Consider the following 17274-nt stretch of genomic DNA (forward strand, 5'->3'; position numbering starts at 1 on the left):
GGCCGGAATCAGAGGTGGCGCGGCTCCAACTCGGGCCGCGGTCCGAGGGGGCGCTCCAGCGTGAGCGTCACGGCCCGCACCGCGACCCCGGACCGGCCCACCATGACGGGGTTCAGCTCCAGCCGCGCCACCTCCGGAAGGTCGTAGCCGAGGCGGGACGCGCGCAGCAGCAGTTCCTCCAGGGCCCCGAGGTTGACCGGGTCGGCGCCCCGGTGCCCCAGCAGCAGCGGGGCGGTGCGGATCGCGCGGATCATCTCCGCGGCCTCCGCGTCCGCCAGCGGCGACAGGCGGTAGGCGCGGTCCTCCAGCAGTTCGGCGGTCTCGTCGGCGATCCCGAACGAGATCAGCGCCCCGAACGAGGGGTCCTCCCTGACGACGATGCGGGTGGCGACCCCGTCCGTCCCGCCGGCGAGCCCGATGCCGTAGCAGGCCAGCAGCTCCGCCGCCTGCTCCGGCGCGACCTCGACGGGACCGCCGTCGCCCAGCCACGCGGCGACCAGCTCCCGCGCCTTGGCGCGGTCCACGTCCTCGAACACCGGCATGCGGCCGGGGGGACGCCGCCGCCACCGCGCGTACCGGATCACGTACGCCAGCGCGCGGACGGCGTCCTCGGGCGCCGTGTAGGACGGCACGGAGCCCTCCGCGGCCATCCCGTCCGGGCCGGTGACGCGCAGGTCGGCGGGCATGCCCTCGGTGCCGAGGTAGGTCGCCACGATCGGTTTCCTGCCCTCGGTGGCCAGCCGGAGGATCCTCTCGGGGACGCGCACGTCGTAGCCGCCGATCGTCGGGGGCGTGAACAGCGCCACGACCGCGTCGACCGTGTCGTCGTCCAGCGCCCCGGCGAGGGCGGCCTCGTAGTCGTCGGCGTCGGCGCGGGGGCCGAGGTCGATGCGGGGCCGGACCTCCAGGCCGAGGGCGACGGCCTCGTCCTGCGCCAGCAGGCCGAGCGAGTTGGAGTTGTCGATGATCGCGATGCGGTCGCCGGCCGGGAGCGGCTGGTAGGCCAGCACCTGCGCCACGTCGAACAGCTCCGTGAGGTCCTCCACCCGGATCACGCCGGCCTGCTCGAACAGCGCGCTGACCGCGTGGTCGGGCAGGGTCAGCGCCCGCGCCGCGTGCCCGATCGGGACGCCCTGCGTGCTGCGACCGCTCTTCACCGCCACGATCGGCTTGTGACGGCCGAGCCTGCGCGCCAGCCGCGCGAACTTGCGGGGATTGCCCAGCGACTCCAGGTACAGCAGGACGGCCCTGGTCGCCGGGTCCTCCTCCCAGTACTGCATCAGGTCGTTGCCGGAGACGTCGGCCCTGTTCCCCGCGGAGACGAACGTGGACAGCCCGAGACCGCGTTCGGCCGTCCGCTGCAAGATGGCGATGCCCAGCGCACCGGACTGGGAGAAGAACCCCACCGGGCCCCGTCCCGGCATGGTCGGTGCCAGGGTCGCGTTGAGCCGCACGTCGGAGTCGGTGTTGGCGATCCCGAGGCAGTTGGGGCCGACGACCCGCATCCCGTAGGCGCGTGCCAGCCGCACCAGTTGCTCCTGGGCGGCCCGTCCTTCCTCTCCTACCTCGCCGAAGCCGGACGACACGACGACCAGTCCCCGCACGCCCTTGCCCGCGCACTCCTCCACGACCTCGTGGACGGCGTCGGCCCGCACCGCCACGACCGCGAGGTCGACGTCGTCCGGGATCTCCAGGACGGACGCGTACGCGCGGACCCCGGCCACCGCGACCGCCGTCGGGTGCACCGGGTACACGGGCCCGCTGAAGTCCCCGGCGAGCAGGTTCCGCAGGACGGTCTGGCCGACGCTGTGCTCGGCCCGGCTCGCCCCGATCACCGCCACCGACCGCGGGAACAGCAGCCGCTGGATCGAGCGCGACTCCGCCCGGTGCTCGCGCGCCGACATGACCTCCAGCGAGGTGTCGGTCGGCTCCAGGTCGAGGACGAGCTCGATCACGCCCTCCTCGAAGCGCTGCTCCGCCCGGTATCCCGCCTCCCGGAACACCCGGGTCATCCGGCGGTTGTCGGGCAGGACGCTCGCCACGAACCGGCGCACGCCCCGCTCCCGCGCCGCCGCCGCGATGTGCTCCAGCAGCACCGCGCCGAGCCCGCGGCCCTGGTGCGCGTCCTCCACCAGGAACGCCACCTCCGCCGTCTCCGTCCGGTCGGCGAGCCGGTCGTAGCGGACGACCGCCACCATCTCCCCCGCGATCGTCGCGATCAGCGCGGCACGCCGGTCGTAGTCGACGGTGGTGAAGTGCTCGATCTCGCGGTCCGACAGCTGGGGGCGCGGCGAGAAGAACCGGTAGTAGATCGACTCCGGGGACAGCCGCGCGTGGAACGTGCGGAGGAGATCGGCGTCCTCGGGCCGGATGGGACGCAGATGGGCCGTCCCGCCGTCGCTGAGGACGACGTCGGCCTCCCACTGATCCGGATAACGCTCGGTCACGTACCCGAGGGTAAGGCACGGATGCGTCACGGCCCCGCGACGAAAAAACCGGCTTCCTCGGTTTCGCTGCGCGTTCGAGACCTAATCCGGGCTCCAGAGCTGTTACGGTCGAGCCCACGCCCCAAGAATTGCCGCTCGCGCGGGCCGTGTTGATCGAGGTGATGACTCCATGACGCGCGTGGTCGTGGTCGGCGATCTTATGACAGACACCGTGGCGCGTGCCGCCTTTCCCCTGGCCAAGGGGAGCGACACGCCCGCCGCCGTGACGACGCACGGTGGCGGCTCCGGCGCCAACGTGGCCGCATGGCTCGCCGTGGAGGGGACCGACGCCGCATTCGTCGGCCGCCGCGGCTCCGACATCGCGGGCCGGAACCGGGACATGGAACTGATGGGCTACGGCGTCGACGCCCGCCTCGTCATGGACCAGGAACGTCCCACGGGCACCTGTGTGGTCATGGTCACCCACAAGGGCGACCGGACGATGCTGTCGGACCCCGGCGCCAACGCCGCCCTCCTGCCGGAGGACATCGAGCGCTGCAAGGACCTGTTCTCCGGAGGCACCCACCTGCACCTGTCGGGCTACTCCCTGATCAACGAGGGATCCCGCAAGGCGGCCATCCACACTCTGGAGATCGCCCGCAAGATACAGATGTCGGTCTCCGTGGACGGCGGCTCGTCCTCCCCGCTCAAGCGGATGGGCGCCGAGCCCTTCCTGGAGTGGACGCAGGGCGCCCGCCTCCTGGTCGTCAACACCAAGGAGGCCGAGATCCTCACCGGCCGCGACACGCCGGAGCAGGCCGCCAAGGTCCTGACCGCCTGGTACCCGCAGGTCGTGATCAAGACCGGCGCCGACGGCGCCCTCTGGTACACCAACGGCCGCCCCGAGCCCGTCACCGTCGCGGCGGAGCCCGTCGAGAAGATCATCGACGGCACCGGCGCCGGCGACGCGTTCGTCGCCGGGTTCCTCCCGCCGTGGCTGGACGGCAAGCAGCCGGCCGACGCCCTCACCGCGGGCTGCCGCCTGGCCGCCCGCGCCATGCAGCATCTGGGCGCCCGTCCGACCCTCGACGTGGTGGACAACCAGATCAAGTAGGGGCGGGCCCGCTCAGGCGAGCGGGGTGTAGGTGCGGACGTCCTCCCTGACCGCGTCCCAGAGGCGGTTCAGGGGGTGGCCCGCGTCGTAGCGTTCGAGGTCGGCGCGGCGGACGAAGGCGCCCGTCATGAGCTCGGCCTTGGGCTCCAGGTCGTCGTGCAGCCCGATCGTGCGCAGCGGGACGGCGTCGGGGTCCTCCTGCGCGGCCATGCCCCGCCCGATCGAACCGGTGACGATCATGCAGCCGCGCACGAACCCCGACCGCAGCAGCGACAGCCCGTAGTGCACGTCGTCGATGTCGGCGACGACGTTGAGCCGCTCGCGGAAGTTCGTCCCGTACCAGGTGGCGAGCAGGTCGGCGACGAGTCCGGCGGGCGGTACCACCAGCGGGACCCGCCCGAGGCGGCTGGTCTGCACCGGCGTGTCGGGCAGCTCGCCCTCCGGCAGGTTGGTGAGCAGCAGCGCCTGGCCCCGGGCGTACTCGACGACCTCGTACTCCTCCAGGCGCAGGTCGCCCTCGGGGGTGCTGACGATGCTGCCGCAGATGAGGTCGACCTGGCGGGTCTCCAGCCGGGACCACAGGTCCTTGGTGCGGACGTGGGCGACCTTGAACTCGACCTCGCGCTGCCGGAACTCCTCCGAGACCCGGTCCCAGGCCCTGGAGACGATCGGCAGGGTGAACTCGGTGGTGCCGACCGTCAGCATGCGTCCGAGGCGGCGGCGGCTCCAGTGAATGGACTCCAGCCATTTCCCGAACGTCGTGCGCGCCAGTTCGACCGTGGTCTCCCCGGTCGGGGTGAACAGGTAGTCCTTCCCGCGCCCCTGCCGGACGGTCAGGACCTCGCCGCACAGCATCTGGCTGTTGCGGTTCAGCGTGTCGAGCTGCTTCTGGACGCTCGACTGCTCGCGCCCCAGCACCCGCGCCGCCCGCAGCGCCGACCCCGTCTCGTGCACCACCAGCAGGGTCCGCAGCTGGTCGAACGTCATGTCGAGCAGGCCGGGCGGACACTCCAGCAGCGACTCCAGGGTCGGTGGCACGGGGAGGGACATTACTACCTCTTCCAAGACCCCCGCAGAAATGGCCGCAGGGCCAACTAAGCGGGAAATGATGACATTTCCGCCTGAACTTATCTCAAGATGTTCTCCTAAACAACTGGACAGAGTTTTCTAACCTCTAGAACACTTTCCTTCGAGCCGCTCCACCGCCGCCGTCACCCGTCCCACCCCAGGACGGCGGCGCTCCCGGGCGCGCCCCGGCGGTGCCGGCCGCCGGGGCCGCCGCCCGGCGCCCTGGTCTCCCGTTCGCCGCGGCTCTTCTCCGCCGCGGCGCCGGGACCGGACGCCGGCCCGTGCGCGGGGCCGCGCGCACGGGCCGGCCCGAAAACGTCCCGCCCGCGCCCACGGGGGCGCGCGGGCGGCACGCCGTCAGTTGGGGGTGGCCAGGGCCAGCGGGAGGGTGGTTCTGGCTCCGGCCTCCTTCAGGAGGCGGGTGGCCACGGTCATCGTCCAGCCGGTTTCTATGCGGTCGTCCACCAGGAGGATGTGGCCGGGGTCGTCGGCGAGGGCCTCCGCCAGGTCGGTGGGAACGGTCAGGGTGTGCCAGACCGAGCGGAGGCGCTGGGCGCTGTTGTGGCGGCGCGGCACGGGCTCGCCGACGGGGACCAGCTCCCCCAGGTACGGCAGGCGGCCGATCTGGGCGATGCGCCGCCCGAACGTCGTGACCAGGCGGGGGCGGGAGCGGGAGCCGACGGTGACGACGCCGGTGGGGCGGTCCGTCCAGTCCCAGGCGGCGAGGACCTGCACGACGGCGTCCACAAGGTCGGCGGGGACCTCGGTGTCGCCGGCGGCGAACAGGTCGCGCAGGCGGTTGCCCCAGCCGATGTCGGTGAGGCGGCCGAGGGCGCGACCCGTCTCGGCCTGCAGCTCGGGCTTGATGCGGCCGGAGACGCCCAGGTCGTCCTTGACGCCGGTCGGCCACATGCGGCGGGGGGCGATGTCGACGCCGGGACGCTGCAGGCGTTCGCGGGCCTGGGTCGCGCTCTCCTGGGTGACGTCGGTGGGCCAGTGGCGGCCCGTGCAGTTGTCGCAGCGGCCGCAGGGGGCCGCGGCGGGGTCGTCCAGCTGGCGGCGCAGGAACTCCTCGCGGCAGCCGGAAGTCGCGATGTAGTCGAGCATGGCCTGCTGTTCGCGGCGGCGTTCGGCGGTGACGCGCTCGTAGCGCTCGCGGTCGTAGGACCAGGGCTCGCCGGTGGACGTCCAGCCGCCCTTGACGCGGCGGGCGGCGCCGTCGACGTCGAGGACCTTGAGCATCATCTCCAGGCGGGCCCGGTTGAGGTCGACCAGCGGTTCCAGGGCCGTGGTGGAGAGGGGGCGGTCGGCCGTGTCCAGGACGTCCAGCGTGCTGCGGACGATGTGCTCCGGCGGGAAGGCGAGGCTCGCGAAGTAGGCCCAGATGTCGCGGTCCTCGCGGCCGGGCAGCAGGATCACCTCGGCGCGGTCGACGCCGCGGCCCGCGCGGCCGATCTGCTGGTAGTAGGCCACCGGGGACTGCGGGGCGCCGACGTGGACGATGAAGCCGAGGTCGGGTTTGTCGAAGCCCATGCCGAGGGCGCTGGTGGCGACGAGGGCCTTGAGCTTGTTGTCGTGGAGGTCCCGCTCGGCCTGGAGGCGTTCGGCCTGCTCGGTCTGGCCGGAGTAGGCGGCCACCTCGTGACCGCGGTCGCGGAGCCACCCGGTGATCTCGTGGGCCGCCGCGACGGTGAGGGTGTAGATGATGCCGCTGCCCGGGAGGTCGCCGAGATGCTCGCCCAGCCAGGCGATGCGCTGCTCGGCGGAGGGGAGGTTCACCACGGCGAGGTGCAGCGAGTCGCGTTCGAGAGGCCCGCGCAGGACCAGGGCGTCGTCGCCGGCGAGCTGCTCGGCGACGTCCTCGGTGACGCGGGCGTTGGCCGTCGCGGTGGTGGCGAGCACCGGGATGCCGGGCGGCAGCTCGGCCAGCAGGGTGCGCAGCCGCCGGTAGTCGGGGCGGAAGTCGTGGCCCCAGTCGGAGATGCAGTGCGCCTCGTCGACCACGACCAGCCCGGCGCCCGCGGCGAGCTTGGGCAGGACGAGATCGCGGAAGTCGGGGTTGTTGAGCCGCTCGGGGCTCACCAGCAGGACGTCGACCGCGCCCTGCTCGACCTCGGCGAAGACCTGGTCCCAGTCGCCGGTGTTGGAGGAGTTGATCGTGCGGGCGCGGATGCCCGCCCGGACGGCGGCGTCGATCTGGTTGCGCATCAGCGCCAGCAGCGGCGAGACGATCACCGTGGGGCCGGCGCCGCGCTCGCGCAGCAGCCGGGTCGCCACGAAGTAGACGGCGGACTTGCCCCAGCCCGTCCGCTGCACGACGAGGGCGCGCCGCCGCTCGACGACGAGCGCGCTGATCGCCGTCCACTGGTCGTCGCGCAGCCGCGCGTGGTCACCGGCGAGGGCGCGCAGGCACCGCTCGGCCTCGTCGCGCAGACCGTCCGAGGAGCTCATGCGTCCTTCGTACCAGTGCCTCGGAAGACACCGCACCAGAATCACGTTCTGTGGAGAAGGCGAACGCAGGCCGCTGATTGGGGACACCGGGCTGGTGGGTAGCCTGCCAGTCAAGATCGGTTCATGGGCGGGAAGGGACACCAGCGGGGGTATGGGCGCGGCTGAACGCTTGCGGCGGACATGGCAGGTCCTCATGGACGGGTCGCCCCCGGAACCGCCCGAAGACGAGCCCGGCGAGATCGTCGACCCGCGGGTCATCGACCTCGTCCTGCGGGTGGGCGAGCTCCTCCTGGCCAGCGGCGAGACCACCGAACGCGTGAACGAGGCCATGCTGGGCCTGGGCGTGGCCTACGAACTCCCGCGTTGCGAGGTGCAGGTCACTCTGACGAGCATCCTCGTCTCGGCGCACCCCGGCGGGGGCGCGGCGCCGATGACCAGCGCGCGGTCCATCCGGCGACGGACTCCGGCCTACTGGCGGCTCACCGCGCTGCACCAGCTCGTCCAGGACGCTTCCATCGGCATGCTCGAACTGGACGAGGGCCACAAGCGGCTCGCGGAGATCAAGAGGGCCGGCCCGCCCTATCCGACCTGGCTGCTGGTGGTGTCCCTCGGGCTCATCGCCGCGTCCGGCAGCGTGCTGTCCGGCGGCGGGCCGCTGGTGGCGACCACCGCGTTCGTCGCCACGATGCTGGGCGACCGCACGGCCGCCGCGCTGGCGCGCCGCGGCATCGCGGAGTTCTTCCAGCTGACGGTGGCCGCCGCGATCGGCGCGGCGGCGGCCGCGGTGGTGGTGGCGATGGGCAACCCCGGCCAGGCCGCCACGATCGTCACCGGCTCGATCCTGGCGCTGCTCCCGGGGCGTCCGCTGGTGGCGAGCATCCAGGACGGCATCACCGGCGACCTGGTCAGCGCCGGGGCGCGGGTGCTGGAGGTCTTCTTCATGATCGCGGCGATCGTCGCCGGGCTGGGCGCCGTGGTGTACATCGGGGTGAGCCTGGGCGTGCCGATCGACGTCCGGCATCTGCCCACCCCGTCGGCGAGCCTGGAGCCCGTCGCCGTCATCGCCGCCGCCGCCATCTCGCTGACGTTCGCGGTGTCCCTGGCGGCCCCGCGGGACGTGCTGACCACCGTCGCCCTCGGCGGCGCGCTGATCTGGGTGCTCTACGTCCTGGCCCGAGGATGGCACGTTCCACCCGTGTTGGCCGCGGCCCTGGCCGCCACTGTCGTCGGCGTGATGGCGAGCTGGCTCGCCCGCCGGCACGGGGAGCCCGTCATGCCGTTCGTGGTCCCCGCCATCGGCCCGCTGCTGCCGGGGACGGCGCTCTACCGCGGCATGGTCGAGCTCAACACCGGTTCGCCGCAGGCCGGCGTGCTGAGCCTCATCGGAGCCGTGTCCGTGGCGCTCGCCCTCGGCGCCGGAGTGAACCTCGGCGGCGAACTCGTCCGCGCGTTCCAGCACGTCGGCCTGAGCGCGTCCGGCCGCTGGGCCCGCCCGGCGGCCCGCCGAACCCGCGGCTTCTGACGCCGCCCGGGTCCTCGACAGGCGATCACCTGACAGCCGATCTCGTCGGCGGCCGGTCGGTCGGACAGCCGATCCACCGGCGGCTGGTCATGGGCTGGGCGCTGTAGCGCAGCCGCAGGGTGAGGCCGGCCAGCGCGTGGCCGGTGATGGATCTCCACTCGCTGCTGTCGAAGGACTCCACGTTCTACGGCGGCCGGTCCTGCCGACGACGGGTGTCCGGGGTGCACGGATCCCACCGGTGGCGGGTCGCCGGCGGGGGTGGTTCTGTCGGTGGCGGGCGTTACGTTCGCCGCATGTACCGACAGGGAGACGTCCTGATCCTGCCCGTGCCCGAGGAGACGGTTCCGCAGTCCGTCCGCGGGCTGCCGCCGTCCCCGCGCGACGGCCGGGGCCGCATGGTGCTCGCCCTCGGCGAGGCCACCGGGCACGCGCACGCGTTGGCCGCGCCCGGGACGCTGCTGCGCACCCCCGACCCGCTCGTGCCGGACCACCTGCACCTGCCGTCCGGCGGGCGTCTCGTGCACGAGGAGCACGCGGCGATCACGCTGCCCAAGGGCTGGTACCGGGTGATACGCCAGCGCGAGTACGTGCCCGGTTCCGTCCGCGTCGTGGCCGACTAGGAGGCGGATACCGTGCTTACCGGAACGGTACGCGAGACCCACTTCGTGGTGGGCGACTGGCAGGCGGCGGCGTTCGCCACAGGCCCCACCGACCGCGCCCGCGCCGAGGCGGGCGTGACCGCCGCCTACGCCTCCGCCGGGCTGAGGCCCCCCGAGCGGTTCCTGTGGGTGCCCTCCCCCGTGCGCGGCGCCGTCCTGGCGGCCGTGATCGCCGGGCACGGCGAGGCGCTGGAGAAGGCCGGGCTGGACGGGCTGCTGGAGCGGGCCCGCGCCGATCTCGGTGCCAGTGAGGCGGGGCCGAGCGTCCTGACGGACGTGCGCACCCGCCCCTGGGAGGCCGAACGTGCGGCGGCCTGTTCCGAACTGGGGCCGGAGCAGTGGCCTCGCGCGTGGGCCGAGACCGGTGGCCTGCTGTGGAACCAGGTGCAGTCGCTGGTGACGCGCGTCCGCGGCGCGGTCGGCGAGCAGGCGCAGAGCGGGTCCGGCAGGGCGGCGGACCGGCGGTCCACCTCGGAGGTGGACGCGGCCGGGTCGCTGCTGCGCGCGGCCACGCTGGACGCCGTCCTGGGCCAGCACGACGGGCCATGGCTGGCGTTGTTCGAGTCGCTCGGCCGCCTCGACGGCCCGCTGGCGGGGCCGGCGGAGGTGGCCCGGTCGGCCGGCTGGTGGTGGCCCTACGAGCGGCTGGTGATCCTCTCGGAGCGGCCGAGCGAGCTGTACCGCGACGAGCCCGGACGGCTGCACCGCGGGGACGGTCCCGCCCTCGCCTATCCGGACGGATTCGCGCTGCACGCATGGCGCGGCATGCCGATCCCGCCCGACTTCGTCGCGTCGCTGAGCAATCTGACGCCCGACCGCATCTCCTCCGAGCAGAACGCCGAGCTGCGCCGCGTGATGCTGGAGATCTTCGGTTACGACCGGTACCTGGCCGAGACCGGCGCACGGCCCCTGCACCGGGACGAGACGGGCGTCCTGTGGTCGATCGACCTGCCGGGCGACGAGCCGGTGGTCATGGTGGAGGTGGTCAACTCCACCCCTGAACCGGACGGAACGCACCGCACCTACTACCTGCGCGTCCCGCCCGACACCCGCACGGCGCGCGCGGGCGTCGCGTGGACGTTCGGCGTGGACGAGGCCGACTACCACCCCGAAAAGCAGACTTGACCCTGGGGGCGGTTCCGACCAGATCTTGGGCGGAACCGCCCCCGTCTTGCCGGCGGGTGAACAGGACGTGCGTTGAGCCGCTTGTTCTCGGGTGAAGTCGTACTCGGACCAGTGCAGGCGGCCCGGCCGGTGAGAAGTGACGCGCCCCCGATCATGCTGCGCCCCGGTCTACTGATTCATCAGGTCGGAGACCGCCCTGTGCAGGCGGGCGGCGCGCCCGGCCGGGGTCCGGGCCTTGAGCAGCGGAAGGATCAGGAGGTACCGGGTGGTCCTGTCGAGCGCCTCGAAGCGGGCGGCGGCCTGCGGGCAGGCGGCGAGCGCGGCCGTCAGGTCGGGCGGGACGCCGGCGTCCCGCTGGGCGGTGTAGGCGGCCGCCCAGCGGCCGTCCGCCTGGGCGGCGGCGACCTCGGCCAGGCCGGGCGGTCGCATCCGCCCGGCGGCGGTCAGGGCCTCCACGCGCTCGACGTTCTTGCGCGACCAGGAGCCGCCCTTGCGGCGGCGTGAGTACCGCTGCAGGTAGAAGTGCTCGTCATAGGACCTGCGCCGGCTGTCGATCCAGCCGTAGCACAGCGCGATCTCCAGCGCCTGCGTGATCGTGACGGAGCCGGTGTCCGCCCCCTTCTTGGCGATCTTCAGCCAGGCGCCGTCACCGCTGTCGTGGTGCTCGGCCAGCCACGCCTCCCACTCGGCGGCGTCCGCGAAGTGCATCATCGGCCCACGACCTGCCACGGGTCACGACGCCGAGGATGGTGCCGGAGGGGTCGGTCGGTGGTGAGGCCTCGCAGCATCGGTGGGTTCCCTTCTCGGTGGGCGACGACCTCCATGCTTCCCGGTAAAGTGCTCATCCTCTGAGCACTTTGTTGGAGAATCTGGTTCCATGCGCGCCGACCGCCTCGTCGCCGTCCTGCTGCTGATGCAGGTCCGCGGCCGAGTGACCGCCGCCGACGTGGCGGCCGAACTCCAGGTGTCGGTGGCCACCGCCCGCCGAGACCTGGAGGCGCTCGCGTCGGCAGGCGTCCCCGTCTATCCGCAGCCGGGGCGCGGCGGCGGCTGGCAACTGGTCGGCGGCGCCCGCACCGATCTCAGCGGTCTGACAGCGGCCGAGGCGCAGGCCCTGTTCCTGCTCGCCGGCCCCGCCGCCGTGTCACCCGAGGCCAGAGCGGCGCTGCGCAAGCTCATGGGAGCCCTGCCGCGGACCTTCCGCACCGACGCCGGGGCCGCCATGGACGCGACGATCGTCGACCCCGTCCGGTGGGGCGAGCGGGACCGCCCCCGGCCCGCGATGGTCGACCTGCTGCAGACCGCCGTGATCCGCCGCCGCAAGGTCCGCCTGGCCTACGCAGGCCGCACCGGAGCGGCGACGGAACGGCTGGTCGACCCGTGGGGTCTGATCGACAAGGACGACATCTGGTACCTGCTGGCGGATACCGACCGAGGACGGCGAACCTTCCGCGTCGACCGGATCACCCGGGCCGAGCCCACCGGCCTTCCCGCCGAACGCCCTGACGACTTCACCCTGGCCGGCGCCTGGCAGGAGGTCGTCGACGATATCGAACGGCGTCGCTCGCGCACATGGGCGACCGTGCTCGTCGAGGAGCGGTTCGTGCCGATCCTGCGCGACCAGTTCGGACGGCACTGCCACACCGACGGCGAGGCCGACCACGGGCGGGTCCGGGTCCGGCTGGCCGCCCCGACCCCGCTGGACATCGCCCGCCACCTCGCCGGCTGGGGGACGCTGCTCGACGTCGTCGAGCCCGGCAGCGTCCGGCGCGAACTCGCCCGGATCGGCGCCGAACTCGCCGGCCGCTACACCGGCGATCCAGAGGGGCAGAGCGGGCAAGACCAGGCTTCGGGTGAGGGCCGGGACCGATGAAGAGCGGTTCATGCTCCGGCAGCGCGCACGACGCGATGTCCGCCGCGCGATCTCACGGCCGTCGTGCGGTTCACCGCGCGGGTAATGGTCAGGGGTGGCTGAACAGGGCGGGAATTCGTTCGAGGATGCCGCCGGCGAAGGTGTCGTAGAGGCCGAGGGGTTCGAGGTGGACGTAGCCGATGTGGCAGTCGCACGTGTCGAGAGGGCACGGGCGGGGCGTCGGTGCGGCACGGAACGAGCCGTCGTAGAGGTTCCCCAGGACGGACGGGACGAAGTGGCAGCGGCGGACCGTGCCGTCGCCGTCCACTGACACGACCGTGTTCCCCGTCCGGCAGGTGAGGCCGCGGCTCGCGTGCGGGTGGCGGCTCACGGGGAACAGCGGGTCGATCTCTGTCCAGGAGGCGGCCTCGGCGTCGTCGTAGGTGCGCCCTTCGGCCGCGTTGACCCAGAGATATGTTCCGGCGGGAAGGTCGGCGCGCAGGCGGCGGGCGGCGTCGAGGTGCTCCGGCTGGCCGACGATTCCGACGCTGTAGCGGACCCCGCGCACCGACAGGTCCCGGCATTTGCCCAGGAACCGCTCGTACGGAACCTGGCCGGGGTGGTACGTCGCCCACAGCGCCAAGCGTGTGAGGTCGGCGCCGGCCGTCCATGAGACGCGGTGGCTGAGGTTCGTCTGGATCGCGACCCGTTCCACGTTCGGAAGGTGGCTGAGGTCGGTCAGGGCGCGCCGGTACCAGGAGCGGACGAGCCCTTCCCCCCACGGCGTGAACAGGACCGAGACACGGTGGTCGCAACGTGACGCCCACTCGGTGAAGCGTTCGAGCGCGGCGCGGTCGGCGCGGAGCTTCTCCGGGGTGTCGCGGCGCTTGGCGAACGGGCAGTACGGGCAGTCGTAGTCGCAACTGGCCAACGGCCCCCGGTAGAGGATCGTCAGATGGTCCATCACCGCGCCTCGTAGGACGCCATCAGCGCCTGGACGCGGGACGAGAAGAGTGCCGGGCCGATGGCGTCGGAGTAGGCGAGCCCTTCCGGCGTCAGCCGGACGACGTCTTCGGCGGTCTCCAGCCATCCGCGGTCGGCGAACGACTTCAGGTCAGCGGGAAAGTCGTCCATCGGGTCGCTCCCGAAGCGCGCTCGGTAGGTGCCCAGGTCGACACCGGTCGCTTGCAGGAGGGACTGGACGAGATGCCGCCTGCGGCGTTCGTCCTCGTCCAGTGTGAAACCGACGCGGGCGGTGCTGAAGTCGGTCTCGCGCACGTAGTCGTCGATGATGGAACGCACCTGCCCGGCTCCGACCGCGTACTCGAACGAGTAGTGGAGACGGGAGGTGTAGGAGCGTGCTCCGCAGCCCAGGCCGACCATGCCGTCCGTCTGGCAGCAGTACTCCGTGCCGCCGGCGCCTGAGGACGGCAGCCGGAACATCCGCATCGACACCTGCTCGTAGCCTTCGCCAAGAAGGTGGTCACGGCCGAGCCTGTAGAGGGTGAGGCGCTGGTCGTCCCAGTCCTGGGCGCGGCGTCCGAGGCCGGTCAGCGGGCGGACGTAGAGCGGGTAGAGGTAGATCTCCTCCGGGCGCCATGTGAGAGCGGCGTTCAAGGAGTGCGACCACGTCGCGGGTGTCTGGCCGTCGATGCCGTAGATGAGGTCGATGTTGAGGATGGGGAACCCCACGGCGCGGATGCGGTCCAGCGCGGCCTCCACCTCGGCGCGTTTCTGCGGCCGGACGGCCGCGCGGGCCTCCTCGTCCAGGAAGCTCTGCACGCCGATGGAGACGCGGGTGGTGCCGTGCTCGGCGAGGACGGCCAGCCGGTCGGTGGTGGCGGTCGCCGGGGACGTCTCCACGCCCAGCGGGATCGACCCGAACCCGGGGAAGCGTCCGGCGATGCCGCAGAGCCGCTCCAGCTCGGACGCGGTGAAGTAGGTCGGCGTCCCTCCGCCGAAGGCCGCGGTGGCGAAGGCGGCGCCGTCCAGGGCGTCCAGGGCCGCGGTCGCCTGGCGGTCCAGCGCGTCCAGGTAGGCGCCGGTCAGCTCCTCGGGCGCGCCGGTGCGGGTGAAGAGGTTGCAGAAGCCGCACCGCATCTCGCAGAAGGGAACGTGCAGGTACAGGAAGAGCGCGTCGAGCGACTCCCCCGCCCACACATCACGCAATCCGGGTGCCGGTTGCAGCGGACGGTAGGCGGTCTTGTGCGGGTAGGCGTACACGTACGCCCGGTATGGGTTCACGACAGCACGAACTCCCCGTAAGGAACGGTCCAGACGACTTCGTGGCCGATGCGGTGGCCCGTGTGGCCGTCCTCGCCGTACGCCGTCCCGTGGTCGGAGCAGACGATGACGAAGCACGGGCGGCGCATCAGCCCGAACAACCTGCCGATGTGCGCGTCCACATGCCGGAGGGCGGCGGCGTGGGTCGCACGGGTGTCCCCGTCCGAGCGTGTGGCGCCCTCCAGGTAGAACCAGTTGGGCTGGTGCAGGGACGCGACGTTCAGCAGCAGGAACAGGCGGCGTTCGGCAGGCAGCCGCGCGATGACCTCGGCGATCCGGTCGATCTGGTTGGGCAGCGACTCCGGGTCGGTCACGCCGAACCCGCGCTCCCAGTGGCTCTCGGCGAAGAGCGACGGCAGCGCCGACCCGAGCGGCGTCAGCTTGTTGAAGAACCCGACGCCGCCCACGCAGACCGTGTGGTAGCCGGCGGCGGCAAGGCCCGTCGGCAGATCGGCGGCCTCGAACGTCCAGGTGCCGGGGGCGGTGGTCTCGCTGCCCGGGAAGGCGCCGGCGAACAGTCGCGGATGCGGGCCGGGCGACGCGGGCGTCGGCAGGAAGCCGGCCAGCATCGCCGCGTGCGCGGCATAGGTGAAACTTCCGGGTGTGTGGCGGCGCTCCCAGCGTCCTTCCGGGAGCAGTCCGGTGAGGGTGGGGGTCTCCCCCGCCGCGGCCAGTTCGGCGGCCACGTCGTAGCGCAGCGTGTCGAGGGTCACCAGCAGCACGTCGTGGCCGCCGATGACCGCGTTCATGTCGTGCATGCGTGCACCATCGCCCTGACCTGGGCGCCGTAGGTGTCCAGGCCCTCGGCGGAGCTTCCGGGCAGGCCGGTCAGCCCGGGGAGCAGGTCGCCGAAGGCGTTCACCTCGCACACCGCGAACCGCTTCAATCCGAATCCCACGAGCAGGTCGACGCCGACCATCGGGCTGCCCGGGAAACAGGCGGCTGCGCGCGCACACACGTCCAGTGCCCGCTTCCAGCCGCCCTCCCCGAGCGCGCGCCGCACCGTCCCCAGGTCTCCCCTGGCACCGCCCAGGTGCAGGTTCGTCATCGGGGTCCGGCTGGTGCGGACGACCGCGTGCGTGGGCTCGCCGTCGATGACGACGACGCGCAGGTCGAACACGCGCCCGTCGAGCGTCGCCTTGGGCAGCCACCGCTCGACGTGCAGGCCGTCCGGCGCGAGCAGGTCGACCAGCGTCGCGACCTCGTCCTCGGTCCCGTAGGAGCGGACGCGCAGCGAGTTGAGCAGCCGGTCGCCGGCCAGGAAGGCCGACGTCACGGCCCGCACGCGGCCCGGGGCGGTCTGGAGCGCGACCACCCCCGAGGCGGACGAGCCGTGCGCCGGCTTCACGAACACCCGCCGCTCGCCTGCCTCGTCCATCCGGGAGCGGAGCTCCCCGTACCCGTTGACCTCGGGCAGGGCGACCGGCACGGGGACACCCGCGGAGAGCAGGCGGGCGTGGGTCAGCCGCTTGTCGAACATGACCGCGATCTCCTCGACGTCGCCGAGGAGCCGGGCACCGGACGCCGACGCCGCCGCCGACAGCCGCCGCAGCGCCGCGGTGAACGTCCGGTGCCACCGCGCCCCGCCGCCCGCCCGCTCGGGCGCGCCGGGACCGCGCAGCAGCGCGTCGGCCTCGGGGTCCTCGCCGGGCGAGTCGACGCGGACCGCCTCACCCGCCCGGAAGGAGAGCGGGGCTCCGCGCAGCACGTCCGTCCAGGGGACGAGCCGCGGCTCGGGCAGCCCGGCGGACCGGCATGCCGCGGCGAACAGCGCGGGACGCCGGTCTCCGGGCGTGCCGACCACCGCGAGGGTCATTCCGACACCGCGACATAGAAGTCGCTGAACGCCCATTCCTGTCCCACCCACGCCGCCTCGCCCAGCGCGTCCTCAAGGTCGAGCTCGACGCCGGGCAGCGCCGCCCGGAGCCGTTCGGCCATCGGCTCGCTCAGGAAGGCGTGGTGCAGATCGAGGCTGCGCAGATGGGTGAGGGGCTGCCCGGACAGCAGCGCCTCCGCTCCCCGGTCCGACAGCATCCCCATCGCCAGGCTGAGCGACTCCAGCCGGGCGACGACCGGGGCGCTCGCCAGCGCCTCCGCCAGCTCGTCCTGGAACGGGCCGTTCTCCAGGCCGAGGTGCTTCAGGGAGGGGAACCGCTCGCCGGTGAGGAAGGGCGCGAAGTCCTCCGCCGCGGACGACCCGCCGTGCATGTCCGAGCCGATCCACAGGTCCAGGTGCTCCAGCGCGGGCAGGTCGCCGCCCGCGACCGCCTGCACGACCTCGACCGGCAGCCCGCCGGACTCGATCCGCAGCACCTTCAGACGCTCGTGGCGCAGCGGCTCGAACCGCAGGTCGGACGCGCCGCGGATCTCGAAGTGCTCCAGCCCCGGAAAGGCGTCGAACAGCGGCGAGATGTCGCCGTGCTGAATCCAGGAGATGTGCACGTCCCAGTCGAGGATGTCGCCGAGGAACAGCGCCCGCAGGCGCGGGAACCGCTCGGCGTTGTCCACGAGCCACTCGACCGGGGAGAAGTCCTCGGTGTTGAACCCCCAGAAGCCGATGACGAGATGGGTGACCTGCGCGGTCTCGACCTTCTCCAGGAGGAGGTCGAGGTTCTCGGGGACCTCCGCGCCCCACACGCCGTTGTCGTGGACGTGGTGGTAGACGCCCCAGGCCACGTCCCCCGGCTCCGGCAGCGGGCCGTCCGGCTCGCCGTCGAAGGTGTGGACGGGCAGCCCCGCGAAGGTGGAAAGGCGTTCCTGGATCATCCGGACAC

Annotated in this window: 14 protein-coding genes; 5 read left to right on the forward strand and 9 right to left on the reverse strand. The window is 72.7% G+C overall.

Annotated elements, in window-relative coordinates:
- Nucleotides 1-8: 8 nt before the first annotated feature.
- The gene (locus tag BJ999_RS30820) at nt 9-2447 is read right to left on the reverse strand and encodes a bifunctional acetate--CoA ligase family protein/GNAT family N-acetyltransferase (protein ID WP_179836512.1); all 2439 of its coding nucleotides are present in this window, start codon (nt 2445-2447) and stop codon (nt 9-11) included.
- A 169-nt stretch (nt 2448-2616) separates the two neighbouring features.
- Here BJ999_RS30820 and BJ999_RS30825 point away from each other — a divergent pair, with 169 nt between their 5' ends.
- Nucleotides 2617-3540, forward strand: a complete 924-nt coding sequence (locus tag BJ999_RS30825) for a carbohydrate kinase family protein (protein WP_179836513.1) — start codon at nt 2617-2619, stop codon at nt 3538-3540.
- Between the two features lie 12 nt (nt 3541-3552).
- Here BJ999_RS30825 and BJ999_RS30830 read toward each other — a convergent pair whose 3' ends face one another.
- Both BJ999_RS30830 and BJ999_RS30835 read right to left on the reverse strand, forming a co-directional pair.
- Entirely contained in the window at nt 3553-4578 is a 1026-nt protein-coding gene (locus BJ999_RS30830; RefSeq protein WP_218935304.1) for a LysR family transcriptional regulator, read from the reverse strand.
- Nucleotides 4579-4965: 387 nt separating this feature from the next.
- Nucleotides 4966-7059, reverse strand: a complete 2094-nt coding sequence (locus tag BJ999_RS30835) for a RecQ family ATP-dependent DNA helicase (protein WP_179836514.1) — start codon at nt 7057-7059, stop codon at nt 4966-4968.
- A gap of 193 nt (nt 7060-7252) precedes the next feature.
- On the opposite strand from BJ999_RS30835, the gene BJ999_RS30840 reads away from it, so the two are divergent.
- From BJ999_RS30840 to BJ999_RS30850, 3 genes are all read left to right on the forward strand, one after another.
- Nucleotides 7253-8581 (forward strand): threonine/serine exporter family protein, encoded by a 1329-nt coding sequence (locus BJ999_RS30840; RefSeq protein WP_179836515.1) that lies wholly within the window; start codon nt 7253-7255, stop codon nt 8579-8581.
- A 293-nt stretch (nt 8582-8874) separates the two neighbouring features.
- Nucleotides 8875-9201 (forward strand): hypothetical protein, encoded by a 327-nt coding sequence (locus BJ999_RS30845; protein WP_179836516.1) that lies wholly within the window; start codon nt 8875-8877, stop codon nt 9199-9201.
- 12 nt (nt 9202-9213) lie between these two features.
- Nucleotides 9214-10365, forward strand: coding sequence for a DUF6745 domain-containing protein (locus tag BJ999_RS30850; RefSeq protein ID WP_179836517.1), 1152 nt, complete (start codon nt 9214-9216; stop codon nt 10363-10365).
- Nucleotides 10366-10533: 168 nt separating this feature from the next.
- On the opposite strand, the gene BJ999_RS30855 is transcribed toward BJ999_RS30850, so the two are convergent.
- Nucleotides 10534-11076: a YdeI/OmpD-associated family protein gene (locus BJ999_RS30855; protein WP_179836518.1), complete on the reverse strand. Its 543-nt coding sequence runs from the start codon at nt 11074-11076 to the stop codon at nt 10534-10536.
- A gap of 166 nt (nt 11077-11242) precedes the next feature.
- On the opposite strand from BJ999_RS30855, the gene BJ999_RS30860 reads away from it, so the two are divergent.
- The gene (locus BJ999_RS30860) at nt 11243-12238 is read left to right on the forward strand and encodes a helix-turn-helix transcriptional regulator (protein WP_179836519.1); all 996 of its coding nucleotides are present in this window, start codon (nt 11243-11245) and stop codon (nt 12236-12238) included.
- Nucleotides 12239-12326: 88 nt separating this feature from the next.
- Here the strand turns inward: BJ999_RS30860 and BJ999_RS30865 are convergent, their stop codons facing one another.
- The 5 genes from BJ999_RS30865 to BJ999_RS30885 are packed head-to-tail and all read right to left on the reverse strand — an operon-like array spanning nt 12327 to nt 17266.
- The gene (locus BJ999_RS30865) at nt 12327-13181 is read right to left on the reverse strand and encodes an STM4011 family radical SAM protein (protein ID WP_179836520.1); all 855 of its coding nucleotides are present in this window, start codon (nt 13179-13181) and stop codon (nt 12327-12329) included.
- Nucleotides 13181-14461 carry an STM4012 family radical SAM protein gene (locus BJ999_RS30870; protein ID WP_229810149.1) on the reverse strand — a complete coding sequence of 427 codons (1281 nt, stop codon included), beginning with the start codon at nt 14459-14461 and terminating at the stop codon, nt 13181-13183. The genes BJ999_RS30865 and BJ999_RS30870 overlap by 1 nt, the downstream gene beginning before the upstream one ends.
- Nucleotides 14458-15258, reverse strand: a complete 801-nt coding sequence (locus BJ999_RS30875) for an STM4013/SEN3800 family hydrolase (RefSeq protein ID WP_179836521.1) — start codon at nt 15256-15258, stop codon at nt 14458-14460. Before BJ999_RS30875 ends, BJ999_RS30870 begins: the two co-directional genes overlap by 4 nt.
- Nucleotides 15246-16316 carry an STM4014 family protein gene (locus BJ999_RS30880; RefSeq protein WP_179836522.1) on the reverse strand — a complete coding sequence of 357 codons (1071 nt, stop codon included), beginning with the start codon at nt 16314-16316 and terminating at the stop codon, nt 15246-15248. The genes BJ999_RS30875 and BJ999_RS30880 overlap by 13 nt, the downstream gene beginning before the upstream one ends.
- On the reverse strand, nt 16313-17266 hold the full coding sequence (locus tag BJ999_RS30885) for an STM4015 family protein (RefSeq protein ID WP_179836523.1): 954 nt from the start codon (nt 17264-17266) through the stop codon (nt 16313-16315). Before BJ999_RS30885 ends, BJ999_RS30880 begins: the two co-directional genes overlap by 4 nt.
- Nucleotides 17267-17274 lie beyond the last annotated feature (8 nt).

Origin of the sequence: Actinomadura citrea (genome assembly GCF_013409045.1) — a bacterium.
Taxonomy (GTDB): Bacteria; Actinomycetota; Actinomycetes; order Streptosporangiales; family Streptosporangiaceae; genus Spirillospora; species Spirillospora citrea.

Coding starts and splice junctions, on each gene's coding strand:
- BJ999_RS30825 (WP_179836513.1), top strand. CDS start 2,617: ATGACGCGCGTGGTCGTGGTCGGCGATCTTATGACAGACACCGTGGCG.
- BJ999_RS30835 (WP_179836514.1), bottom strand. CDS start 7,059: ATGAGCTCCTCGGACGGTCTGCGCGACGAGGCCGAGCGGTGCCTGCGC.
- BJ999_RS30840 (WP_179836515.1), top strand. CDS start 7,253: ATGGACGGGTCGCCCCCGGAACCGCCCGAAGACGAGCCCGGCGAGATC.
- BJ999_RS30845 (WP_179836516.1), top strand. CDS start 8,875: ATGTACCGACAGGGAGACGTCCTGATCCTGCCCGTGCCCGAGGAGACG.
- BJ999_RS30855 (WP_179836518.1), bottom strand. CDS start 11,076: ATGATGCACTTCGCGGACGCCGCCGAGTGGGAGGCGTGGCTGGCCGAG.
- BJ999_RS30860 (WP_179836519.1), top strand. CDS start 11,243: ATGCGCGCCGACCGCCTCGTCGCCGTCCTGCTGCTGATGCAGGTCCGC.
- BJ999_RS30865 (WP_179836520.1), bottom strand. CDS start 13,181: ATGGACCATCTGACGATCCTCTACCGGGGGCCGTTGGCCAGTTGCGAC.
- BJ999_RS30875 (WP_179836521.1), bottom strand. CDS start 15,258: ATGCACGACATGAACGCGGTCATCGGCGGCCACGACGTGCTGCTGGTG.
- BJ999_RS30880 (WP_179836522.1), bottom strand. CDS start 16,316: ATGACCCTCGCGGTGGTCGGCACGCCCGGAGACCGGCGTCCCGCGCTG.
- BJ999_RS30885 (WP_179836523.1), bottom strand. CDS start 17,266: ATGATCCAGGAACGCCTTTCCACCTTCGCGGGGCTGCCCGTCCACACC.